The sequence below is a fragment of the Bacteroides sp. LFL-34 genome (assembly GCF_027257075.1).
Classification (GTDB): Bacteria; Bacteroidota; Bacteroidia; order Bacteroidales; family Bacteroidaceae; genus Bacteroides; species Bacteroides ovatus.
Map to the genome: position 1 here is coordinate 14111 of NZ_JAPQKZ010000006.1, position 11508 is coordinate 25618.

Annotated in this window: 9 protein-coding genes; 2 read left to right on the forward strand and 7 right to left on the reverse strand. The window is 39.9% G+C overall.

Annotated elements, in window-relative coordinates; translation table 11 throughout:
• Positions 1–15 precede the first annotated feature (15 nt).
• Complete coding sequence (locus N5O98_RS04995; protein ID WP_004298736.1) at positions 16–525, reverse strand: sigma-70 family RNA polymerase sigma factor; 510 nt, start codon at positions 523–525, stop codon at positions 16–18.
• A gap of 43 nt (positions 526–568) precedes the next feature.
• Positions 569–2617 carry a helix-hairpin-helix domain-containing protein gene (locus tag N5O98_RS05000; RefSeq protein WP_022199736.1) on the reverse strand — a complete coding sequence of 683 codons (2049 nt, stop codon included), beginning with the start codon at positions 2615–2617 and terminating at the stop codon, positions 569–571.
• A 144-nt stretch (positions 2618–2761) separates the two neighbouring features.
• On the opposite strand from N5O98_RS05000, the gene N5O98_RS05005 reads away from it, so the two are divergent.
• Positions 2762–3340 carry a DUF4294 domain-containing protein gene (locus tag N5O98_RS05005; RefSeq protein WP_022199737.1) on the forward strand — a complete coding sequence of 193 codons (579 nt, stop codon included), beginning with the start codon at positions 2762–2764 and terminating at the stop codon, positions 3338–3340.
• Positions 3341–3700: 360 nt separating this feature from the next.
• On the opposite strand, the gene N5O98_RS05010 is transcribed toward N5O98_RS05005, so the two are convergent.
• Positions 3701–4228 (reverse strand): RNA methyltransferase, encoded by a 528-nt coding sequence (locus N5O98_RS05010; RefSeq protein ID WP_004298728.1) that lies wholly within the window; start codon positions 4226–4228, stop codon positions 3701–3703.
• A gap of 502 nt (positions 4229–4730) precedes the next feature.
• Between N5O98_RS05010 and nadA the strand changes: the two genes are divergently transcribed.
• Positions 4731–5669 carry a quinolinate synthase NadA gene (nadA, locus tag N5O98_RS05015; RefSeq protein ID WP_004298721.1) on the forward strand — a complete coding sequence of 313 codons (939 nt, stop codon included), beginning with the start codon at positions 4731–4733 and terminating at the stop codon, positions 5667–5669.
• Positions 5670–5813: 144 nt separating this feature from the next.
• Here the strand turns inward: nadA and N5O98_RS05020 are convergent, their stop codons facing one another.
• From N5O98_RS05020 to leuS, 4 genes are all read right to left on the reverse strand, one after another.
• Positions 5814–6656, reverse strand: a complete 843-nt coding sequence (locus N5O98_RS05020; RefSeq protein WP_008775350.1) for an OmpA/MotB family protein — start codon at positions 6654–6656, stop codon at positions 5814–5816.
• Positions 6657–6687: 31 nt separating this feature from the next.
• Positions 6688–7269, reverse strand: a complete 582-nt coding sequence (locus N5O98_RS05025; protein ID WP_008775349.1) for a non-canonical purine NTP diphosphatase — start codon at positions 7267–7269, stop codon at positions 6688–6690.
• 50 nt (positions 7270–7319) lie between these two features.
• Positions 7320–8237 (reverse strand): YitT family protein, encoded by a 918-nt coding sequence (locus tag N5O98_RS05030; protein WP_008775348.1) that lies wholly within the window; start codon positions 8235–8237, stop codon positions 7320–7322.
• A gap of 110 nt (positions 8238–8347) precedes the next feature.
• Complete coding sequence (leuS, locus tag N5O98_RS05035) at positions 8348–11182, reverse strand: leucine--tRNA ligase (protein WP_009040664.1); 2835 nt, start codon at positions 11180–11182, stop codon at positions 8348–8350.
• Positions 11183–11508 lie beyond the last annotated feature (326 nt).

An 11508-nucleotide genomic window follows, 5' to 3' on the forward strand; every position in this document is an offset into this window, starting at 1 on the left:
ATATATATTTACGTTTTAAAGTCTATTCCGGTTACCCTCTTGCCCCAATTCTTCGCGAAGAATACGCAAAGCCTTTACTATATTCTTATGAATAGCCGCAACACTTACATTCAATTCTTCGGCCACTTCTTTATATTTCTTATTATGAATATAGCATGCTTCCAATATATGATAATTATAAGGAGTCAACTTTTCCATAGCTTTACGAATACGCAAAACACGAGAATCAGAATGTTGTGAATCGACTTCTATCATTTTATCAGTTAATTGCGAAGTGAACTCTACATATTCTTCATGAATATTTTGCTTGCGAAGATAGTCAATGCAACGTGTACGAATGATTGTATAAAGATAAGTTTTAGCCGTCGCTTCTTCTATCTTTTCATAATTACGCCACAAATACTCAAAAGCATCACTTACGATATCTCTGCATACCTCAGCGTCATTTATAAAATAATATGCAAAATATACAAACTGTGCATACCATTCATTAAACATTTTGTCAAAAGTAGCCCTGTCATCCATTTAATATCGTATTCTTCTGTTATTTCTGGCAGACAAATATACATTAAAACTTAATACGCAGTTGCATTTGTACATCTGCTTTTTTATTTCCACAGATCAAATCATTGCCCGAACCGATCTCATTCCGGTCTAAATAGACTGTTTCGCCAAACTTGGTTATGAACAACCAATGCTTATTCAGTTCATATCTGAAACGAACGGAGCAGCGAAATCCACGACCTTGGAAGGACGGTGTGTAAAACGTATAAAGCAATCCGCTTTCCGAAGCATATACACGCGAATCATAATCGTCTGTAAAAAAGTAACTGCCCTGAACGTCAGCAAACAGCCTGGCCCAAGGCAGTTGGGAGGATATCATTTGTGTAACCTGATATCCTATATTAGCAGCTCTGTCCTGAGAATGAAAATGATTATAATCTAAAGTTGTACGACTGCTTAACACATCTCCTAAAGAATAGTTCAAACGGTAGCGAAGTTGATGGTGAAAAATAGGAAGTGTTAGTGTTCCTTTACTACCTGTCCAATCCCTTTCTTTGCGTTTATAGCGGTACTTCAGATACATGGATAGATAGCTGCGTGGAGTGAAAGTGGCTTGAAGCAATCCGTCTGTTCCGCGAGAGGGTTTATTTACTCTGTATTTTTTCCAAGGAAAGGAAAATAAATCGAATGAGGCGAAGAATTTCCAATAGGCAAAAGGAGAAGTTTCCATGCCGATATAATATCCCTGTTCATTTTGTGTCGTACTTCCTTCACCAAAAGAATGGGCAAACATGGCCCAATAGTTATAAGAATAAAACCGGTGTATCAACATGATTTGAGTGTTTTGAACCGGTGAATACTGCAAACGGTTCAAAGAGGCCCAACCTTGTTTTCCTATGGCCGTCTCTCCTTGAAAAGAAAAACGATGCCAGCGATAAGCATAATCAATCCCCAGATTATAGAAGTTGTTTCCATGAAGATTGTATTTGGAATAGCCTGTTAATTCCGGTTCATAAGGTCGGTTGAAAAGGTAGTAAATACCGGTGATACCCAGTCGGATACGGTTGTGTTGATAACTCACGTTTCCACCTGTTAATTGCATGGTGAACAGGTTCTTTTTATTCGCTTCTTTTTGACTTCGGTGCAGTCCAGTTTTATAGATAGAGGTGATTGCTCCATCAGTGATTACTCCATCTAATAAACGGTGTGAATAGAAACCGGAAAGATCCCAATCTTTAGATAAAGCAATAGTGGCAGCCACTCCCCGAAAATAATTGTATTCATCGCTGGAAGAGTGTTTCTTTATTCCGCCACTACGATTGTTGAAAGAAGAGGCATAGATTGTTTTTCCCATCAGATAATCAGTGCTAATCACTAATCCTTGTCCGAAACTAAGCCGATAGTTACCAATAGCTAATGCTTTTAATCGTCCACAATCTTTTAATAACAGATAAAAGGAATAATAATCGTAGCCATAACGATTGTGTAAAGCTCCAAAAGGTTCTCCAGCATCTTTTTCAGCAACGACTCCTGCATAGAGTCGGTCACTGTATCGGAAACTGTATTTCACAGAGTTATAAACAGAAGGTCCTAAATAGGTATGTTCATAACCTTTTCGCCTATAAAATGGTATATCAAAGCGAGTTAACAGCTCATTCTTTCCATACTTTGCTGCGCTTTTCAACAGACTTTTCCACCGAAAAGCAGGTTCATTGTTAATAGCTTTTATACAGACAAAAGGTAGTAAATACTGGATTGTTTGCCTATCCATCTCTTCTACCAGTTGAAGTTCATAGATGGTTTTCATCTGTCCGTGTATATAGATGTAGGCCAGCAGATGTTCAATCTGAATATCACTAAGGAAAGGAAACTGTTCGAGTTGTTCACGGGTAGCAACATTCAAATTAACTGGTTCCTGCATACGATTGGAAAGTTCTTCCAATTCATTTTCCCAATTAGGAATATTAACAGAGTTATCAGTTCCATTATTAACAGATAAATCTTCAAGAACATCTTCTAAAAGACTTTCGGAAGGGTTTTGAGCACTACAAGCAGGAATTATTAACAGACTGTTTATAATACTTATCAACCGTAAAAGTTGAATCGTTTTCATCAATAAAATGGTTTATTCTTCCTGCTTTTTAACAGATAAGGCCGCAAAGATACTTTAAATAGGTTAACATCGAAGAGAAATGTCTGAATAATAAAATTTTAATTCTATTTTTGTATCGTGAAAAGAAGGCTTAACATAGTAGTAATGACGCTGTTTGCTATTGTTTGTTGTTCGTTGCGCCTGCAAGCTCAAGATAAACAAAGCATCAATGGATATTTGGTTCCGATGTGTATCTACAATGGAGATACCATTCCATGTGTCCAGTTAAGAACTGTGTATATTTTCCGTCCGTTGAAATTCAAAAATGAAAAGGAACGCCAGGAATATTACCGACTGATCCGCAATGTGAAAAAGGTATATCCCATCTCCAGGGAAATTAACCAAGCTATCATCGAAACCTACGAATATCTTCAGACATTACCCAATGAGAAAGCCCGCCAAAAACATATCAAACAGGTTGAAAAAGGATTGAAAGAGCAATATACTCCCCGAATGAAGAAACTCTCGTTTGCACAGGGAAAACTGTTGATTAAATTAATAGACCGCCAAAGCAATTCTACCAGTTATGAACTGGTAAAAGCATTTATGGGACCTTTCAAAGCGGGATTCTATCAGACTTTTGCTGCATTGTTCGGAGCCAGTTTAAAAAAAGAATATGATCCGCAAGGTGAAGACAAACTAACGGAACGTGTAGTGTTGATGGTGGAGAACGGACAGATCTAAAATCAATCGGCTTATAAGTTTATCAACTTTATAAACTAATTGATCACTACTCAACCATACTAGTTATCATTTCAAGAATTAACAAACTTCCTGTAAGGTATTATTTTCCGGTTTCTCAGAAGTTAATACTTGAGTTCCCAGCTATTAATACGTATCATATAGACTGTTAATACCTGACAACTCAAATATTAACAGCCTGAAAACGAACTATCAACAACTATAATAATAACTACCCAACACCCATAGAATCAACATGGCTCCATATAGTTATAAACAGAACATAGTTATTGATTATAAATGAATTAACTAAGCTATTAACTCGTTATAAACAACTTATTAACCAATCCTGTATTATGACTATTAGTGTAACTTTTTGAATAAATCCCAAATTACAATACCAGTAGTTACGGAAACATTTAGCGAATGTTTGGTACCATATTGAGGAATCTCTATACAGCCATCCGAATGGTTAATAACCTCCTGCTGTACCCCTTTCACCTCGTTTCCCATAACGATAGCGTACTTCTTGGTTTTATCCAGCTGAAGTTCATCAAGCATGATGCTTCCTTCCGCCTGTTCTACAGAATAAACGATATACCCTTCGTTTTTGAGGTTATCAACAGCATCAACAGCGTTATTAACATACTTCCAGTCGACAGTGAACTCTGCACCCAGCGCAGTCTTATGCATTTCAGGGTGCGGTGGGGTAGCTGTTATACCACACAGATAGATACATTCAATACGGAAAGCATCCGAAGTACGGAACACAGAACCTATATTGTGCAAACTACGAATATCATCCAACACTACCACCAAAGGCAGTTTTTCAACCTGTTTAAACTCTTCGGCACTGATACGGTTCAGCTCTGTTATTTTCAGTTTACGCATACGTCTTTTCTTTTATTATGTTCTTGTCCACAAAGGTAATTCTTTTCAGTTAACAAGGTGTTGATAACGGTTTAAAACCTGTCAAAACTATCGGCAAAGATTTTGAAAAATAATTCTTGCATTATTCAAAAGAAGATATAAGAGGCCTTCGTTATGAACATTCCAAAAAACTAACCCAAAACTTTCTACACAGACATAAACATATTTTTCAGCACTTATCTACCTGTTTATATCCATAAAGTTTTTAACTTTGCACTTTATCAACAGGGAGTTAATAGCAAACTTCCATTTGACGGCATTTAACGATGCTTTCATTGATAATGAAGCAAGTAGAATAGGATATCTTGCCCTTTACATCAGTTCATAACCGACTCATAAAGCAGAAGTATGGACTAATAACTTATCTGGCAAGAGAAATCGTATTTATTTGCTAACATTATTAACAGGCTATCATCACTAACAAAGGATTTTTTTTTAAAAGGAAAGAAATAAGAATATTATTATGAATGAACTCATAAAGGCTATTAACGAGCTAAAGAAAGAAAAGAATGCAATCATTCTGGGACACTACTACCAGAAAGGGGAAATACAAGACATCGCCGATTACGTTGGCGACAGTTTGGCATTGGCTCAATGGGCAGCCAAAACGGAAGCGGACATTATTGTGATGTGTGGCGTTCACTTTATGGGGGAAACGGCAAAGGTGCTTTGTCCGGACAAGAAAGTGTTGGTACCCGACATGGCGGCAGGTTGTTCGTTGGCGGACAGTTGTCCGGCGGATCAGTTTGCACAGTTTGTCAAAGAGCACCCGGGATACACCGTTATTTCGTACGTCAACACAACAGCTGCCGTGAAAGCAGTGACAGATGTGGTGGTGACTTCCACCAATGCGAAGCAGATCGTGGAAAGCTTCCCCAAAGATGAGAAAATAATCTTTGGTCCGGATAGGAATTTGGGTAATTATATCAACTCTGTTACGAACAGGAATATGTTGCTTTGGGACGGAGCCTGTCACGTGCATGAACAGTTCTCTGTTGAAAAGATTGTGGAATTGAAAGCGCAGCATCCGGAAGCGTTGGTCTTGGCACATCCCGAATGTAAGAGTACGGTTTTGAAACTGGCGGATGTGGTAGGGTCTACGGCAGCATTGTTGAAGTATGCCGTGAACCATCCGGAAAACACGTATATTGTGGCTACCGAATCGGGTATCTTGCATGAGATGCAGAAGAAGTGTCCGCAGACAACGTTTATCCCTGCTCCTCCGAACGATAGTACGTGCGGATGTAACGAGTGTAGCTTCATGCGGTTGAATACGTTAGAGAAGCTCTATGAGTGTTTGAAGAATGAAGCACCGGAAATAACGGTAGATCCGGAGGTGGCTAAGAAGGCAGTGAAGCCGATTCAGCGGATGTTGGAGATTTCGGCTAAGTTGGGATTATAAAGAAATTTGGTTTTTATTATTGTTCTTGAATGAATAACAGTTAGAAACTGTTTTAAAATAATTCAATTCTTTAAAGATAAAAAAATCCTCCCAGTTTATTAACCGAGAGGATTTTTTATTGTTGATTATTGAATCAATTATTTTTTATTTGGATTCTTCCGAACTTTGAAGCATCTGGAACAACTTATCCAACTTCGGAGCCATGATAATCTCCGTACGGCGATTCTTGCTTCTTCCTTCTATTGTTTCGTTGTCATCAATAGGCATATATTCACCGCGGCCGCTAGGCTGAATCTGTAAAGGATTTACATTGTAATTCTTGATGAGGATACGAACTACGGAAGTGGCACGGATCACACTCAAATCCCAGTTATCTTTGAATTGTACAGTATTGATCGGTTTGTTGTCCGTATGTCCTTCGATAAATACGTCGATGTCCGTCTGTTTGTTCAATACTTCGGCCAGTTTGCCGAGAGCTTCCTCTCCACGTTTATCTAGGCGGGCACTTCCTGACTGGAATAATAATTTGTCGGACATCGCTACATATACTTTTCCGTCTTTTTCGCGAACGGTCAGCTCGTCAGTACTAAAACCAAGTAATGCATCTTTTACATTACTCAAGAGATTTTGTACCTTATCATTCTGTGCCTTAATCATGTCCTGCAATTCATTGATCGTGCGTTCTCTTTCGTTCAGCTCATTTTTCTTCTGGCTCAACAGCGCATTCAGTTTTTCCTGTTCAGTCATGTTGACATTCAACATACTCTGATATTGGCGGATACTGTTCCCCATCTTGGTCGTATCACGCAAGAGGTTTTTGACTTGTGCCGATAGCTGGTTACCAACTTCGCGGGAGTTATTCAACAACCCTTGCAGACTGTCTTTGCTTGCGGTGGCTGCCATCTCTGCAAGCATGAACTTCTTTTTTGTTACACACGAAGTACACAATAGGAGCGTAAGTAAAGTAAATAAAGTAATTTTCTTCATTGTGTTTTATATTTTAAGTGGGTATGTATAATCAGCTTTGCAGAAACTCACAAAGTTTCTGTACAGCCAGTGCGCGATGGCTGATTTGGTTTTTTATATCATTTCCCAATTCGGCAAAAGTCCGGTCGTAACCTTCAGGCATGAATACAGGATCGTAGCCAAATCCGGAATCACCACGTTTTTCTTTGATTATTTCGCCTTTTATCACTCCTTCAAAGAGATACTCCTTTCCGTCCAGTATCAACGAAATAGCGGTGCGGAATTGTGCTTTACGGTTTTCTTTTCCGTCCAGTTCGTGAAGAAGTTTGAGCATATTTGCCTGGGCGTCGTGTCCTTCACCTCCTGCATAGCGGGCGGAATAGACTCCGGGAGCTCCGTTCAAGGCTTCCACTTCCAATCCCGTATCATCGGCAAAACAATCCAGATGATAGTTTTTGTAGATATAGGAAGATTTTAATAACGCATTTCCTTCCAGTGTTTCAGCAGTTTCGGGAATATCCGCTTGGCAACCGATATCATTGAGACTTAATAATTCTACTTGATCTCCCAGGATAGCGGCCACTTCTTCCAGTTTATGAGCATTATTGGTAGCAAATACAAGTTTGCGTTTCATCATCTTATTTTTTGTTTTAACAGGGTTGTTCACTACTTATCAACCGGTTATTATTTCACTTTCAGCTTATCGAATCCTTCGCCATACACACCGATAACGGAACTTTGAGAGATAAAAGCATTCGGATCAATGCGTTTTACCAAACGGAAAATTTCGAGTGACTGACGTTTCTTGGCAAGTACTACCAACACTTTCACATTGGTTTTACTGTACCATCCCGTACCGTCGAGTACCGTTACTCCCCGGTCGGCGTCTTTAATGATACGGTCGGCTATTTCATCATATTTCTTGGAGAAGATGAAAAATTGAACCGATTGACGGGCACTGTTGATAATCCAGTCGAGCACAACACCAATAATAAATAGGGTGACAAAACCGAAAATAACCCGGCGCCAATCATGAAATATAAAGTAACAGGAACTGATAATGAATACATCACAAATCATAATCATTCGTCCAAGCGATACATCTTTGTATTTATTGACGATGGCTGCGATAATATCTGTTCCACCCGTACTTCCATTGTAGTTGAAAGTGATACCGAGGCCTACACCGCACATGGCTGCACCAATAATACAGGCCATAAAATCCTGTCCTGTACCGAGCAATAGCGGCTTACCGTCCGGCGTCATATCCGGTGCTTCTACGTAATTGTTCACCACTAACTGGAATAACCAAAGCAGAAAAGTCAGCGTAAAAATAGCATAAGTCGTTTTTATACTGAATTTCGGACCCAATATCCGGATGGCAAACGTCATCAGAACTGCATTGATAATAAAGTATGACCACTGAATTGGAAATCCTGTTGCATAATAGATAATAGCTCCGATACCGGTAGTTCCTCCGGTAGTTATCTGATAAGGTAACAGGAATGCAGCCCATCCCAAAGAATAGCTTATCAATCCGAGAGTGATATAGATGTAATCTTTCACTTCTCTCATTATTTCCGCTTTTGTCAGTTTATGCATGGATTTTAAGTTCAAGTATTAGGTAATAAGTATTAACCTGACGGATATATTTGGAAAACGACTACGGATAATACTTATTACTTAATACTTATTGTTTTATACTTAATACTTTAAATTACAACGTTTACAATCTTTTTCGGAACGACAATGATCTTTTTCGGAGTCTTGCCATCAATCCACTTCTGTGAACGTTCGTCTGCCAATACTGCGGCTTGGATAGCGTCCGAAGCTTCATCTGCTGCAAATTCCATATTGAAACGTGCCTTTCCGTTGAAAGAGATGGTATAGTTGATAGTATCTTCTTTCAGATATTCTTCGTTGTATGCAGGCCATTGGGCGTCGCATACGGAAGTTTCGTGTCCCAATACATCCCACAACTCTTCGCAGACATGCGGAGCGAAAGGAGCGAGAGTGATAACGAGCTGTTCCAGAATCTCTTTTTTGCTGCATTTCAGGTTGAAGAGTTCGTTTACACAAATCATGAATGCGCTGATAGATGTATTGTAAGAGAACTGTTCAATATCACCAGTCACCTTCTTGATTAATTTATGAAGGCTCTTCAATTCTTCTTTTGTTGCAGGTTCGTCCGTTACCAGATATTCGTCCGTACGGCTGTAGAACAACGACCAGAATTTACGGATAAAACGGTGTACACCGTCGATTCCGTTTGTATCCCACGGTTTAGACTGTTCTACCGGGCCGAGGAACATTTCATACATACGAAGTGTATCTGCACCGTATTTCTCAACAATCATATCCGGATTGACTACATTGAACATAGATTTACTCATCTTTTCAACTGCCCATCCGCAGACATATTTTCCGTCTTCGAGGATAAATTCGGCTGTTTTATATTCAGGACGCCATGCTTTGAATGCTTCCAAATCCAAAATATCATTAGATACGATATTTACGTCTACGTGAATAGGGGTAACTTCGTACTGATCTTTCAGGTTCAGTGAAACGAAAGTATTGGTGTCTTTGATACGATATACAAAGTTGCTGCGGCCTTGAATCATTCCTTGGTTTACTAACTTTTGGAAGGGTTCTTCCATTACAGACACACCCATGTCATACAGGAATTTATTCCAAAAACGAGAATAAATCAAGTGCCCTGTTGCATGTTCGGTACCACCTACATATAGGTCTACATTTTTCCAGTACTGGTCAATTTTCGGATCAACTAATGCCTGATGATTATGCGGGTCCATGTAGCGGAGATAATAAGCCGAAGAACCGGCGAATCCCGGCATGGTGTTCAGTTCCAGCGGGAAGACGGTTACATGGTCAATCTTCTCATTTTCTACGACACATTTGTTTACTGTATCCCAAGCCCATTTAGTTGCGTGTCCTAATGGAGGCTCACCTGTTTCGGTAGGCAGGAATTTAGCGACTTCCGGAAGTTCCAGCGGCAGGCTGGCTTCGTCAATCATATAGGGCATTCCGTCTTTGTAGTAAACAGGGAACGGCTCACCCCAGTAACGTTGGCGAGAGAAAATAGCGTCACGCAGACGGTAGTTCACTTTCACACGGCCCAGATTGTGCTCTTTTACATATTTCTTGGTTGTTTCTATCGCTTCTTTGATGGTCAGTCCGTTCAATGAAAGATCACAGTAAGGAGTGACATCAAGACGCGGAGAGTTGCAAACAATGCCTTCTTTTGCATCGAAACTTTCTTCGCTAACATCACAACCTTCTACCAACGGACGGATTTCCAATCCGAAATGTTTGGCAAATGCATAGTCGCGGCTATCATGAGCAGGTACAGCCATAATAGCTCCTGTTCCGTATCCGGCCAGTACGTAATCGCTGATCCATACAGGCACTGCTTCACCTGTGAACGGATTGATAGCATACGAACCACTGAACACACCGGTAACACTACGGTCGGCAATACGTTCGCGTTCCGTACGTTTTTTGGTACGATCGAGGTAGGCGTCTACTTCTGCTTTTTGTTCAGGAGTCGTTAACTGTGCCACCAATTCACTTTCCGGAGCCAATACCATAAAGGTAACACCGAACATGGTATCTGCACGAGTGGTGAAAATAGTGAATTCGAGGTCACTGTCTTTTACTTTGAATTGCACTTCAGCACCTTCCGAACGTCCGATCCAGTTTCTTTGGGTTTCTTTCAGAGAATCTGTCCATTCGATCGTGTCCAATCCATCAAGCAAGCGTTGTGCGTAAGCGGATACACGCAGACACCATTGGCGCATTTTCTTCTGGATAACAGGAAAACCGCCACGTTCGCTGACTCCGTCTACTACCTCGTCGTTAGCCAGTACAGTTCCTAATTCGGCACACCAGTTTACCATTGTTTCACCCAGATAAGCGATACGATAGTTCATCAGGATTTCCTGCTTTTCTTTTTCGCTTTTGGCGTTCCACTCTTCGGCAGTAAAGCTGATATCTTCGCTGCAAGCGGCATTGAGTCCTTCGTTTCCGTAGATGGCGAAGGCTTTTTCCAGTTCTTCGATAGGACGGGCTTCCTGTTCGTCGTTACAATAATAGCTGTTGAACATTTTTTGGAAGACCCATTGGGTCCAATGATAATATTCCGGGTCGCAAGTACGGATTTCACGGTTCCAGTCGAAAGAGAAACCTATTTTGTCCAACTGCTCGCGGTAGCGGTTGATATTGTTGACGGTAGTGATGGCGGGATGCTGTCCGGTTTGGATGGCATACTGTTCTGCCGGCAGACCGTAAGCGTCATATCCCATCGGGTTGAGTACATTGAAGCCCTGCAGTCGTTTGTAACGGGCGTAAATATCCGAAGCAATGTATCCCAGCGGATGACCTACGTGTAGACCAGCTCCTGATGGGTAAGGAAACATGTTTAGTACATAAAATTTTTGCTTCGAATCATCTTCCGTAACTTGGTAGGTTTTCTCTTCTACCCACCTTTTCTGCCACTTCTTTTCAATTTCTCTGAAATTGTACTCCATAGTGATAAAGTTTTTATTTATAGTGATTTATACTGTTATTTCTAATTCGAGGCACAAATTTACGTGTTTATTTTCAGATAACCACGCTTTCCCTATTGACTTTCTTCTTTTTATTTTGTATATTTGAGGTCAATAATAATAAAGAAATAACAATGAAATATATAAATTTTATTACATAAAGTTCAATAGGTTAATATGCGAATTGCATAACGAGGATAACAAATGGGCAAGAAACTGTGAAGGTTCTTGCCCATTTTTGTTGCAATAATTCTATTTTAGGTATTGAAAGTGTCAAAAAAGAGTTTATAATAAACTTGGATACCGTT

What these genes read in the sequence shown, in the direction of transcription:
- N5O98_RS05010 (WP_004298728.1), bottom strand. Translation starts at nt 4,228, where the DNA reads ATGCGTAAACTGAAAATAACAGAGCTGAACCGTATCAGTGCCGAAGAG.
- N5O98_RS05000 (WP_022199736.1), bottom strand. Translation starts at nt 2,617, where the DNA reads ATGAAAACGATTCAACTTTTACGGTTGATAAGTATTATAAACAGTCTG.
- N5O98_RS05020 (WP_008775350.1), bottom strand. Translation starts at nt 6,656, where the DNA reads ATGAAGAAAATTACTTTATTTACTTTACTTACGCTCCTATTGTGTACT.
- N5O98_RS05025 (WP_008775349.1), bottom strand. Translation starts at nt 7,269, where the DNA reads ATGAAACGCAAACTTGTATTTGCTACCAATAATGCTCATAAACTGGAA.
- N5O98_RS05030 (WP_008775348.1), bottom strand. Translation starts at nt 8,237, where the DNA reads ATGCATAAACTGACAAAAGCGGAAATAATGAGAGAAGTGAAAGATTAC.
- leuS (WP_009040664.1), bottom strand. Translation starts at nt 11,182, where the DNA reads ATGGAGTACAATTTCAGAGAAATTGAAAAGAAGTGGCAGAAAAGGTGG.
- N5O98_RS04995 (WP_004298736.1), bottom strand. Translation starts at nt 525, where the DNA reads ATGGATGACAGGGCTACTTTTGACAAAATGTTTAATGAATGGTATGCA.
- nadA (WP_004298721.1), top strand. Translation starts at nt 4,731, where the DNA reads ATGAATGAACTCATAAAGGCTATTAACGAGCTAAAGAAAGAAAAGAAT.
- N5O98_RS05005 (WP_022199737.1), top strand. Translation starts at nt 2,762, where the DNA reads ATGACGCTGTTTGCTATTGTTTGTTGTTCGTTGCGCCTGCAAGCTCAA.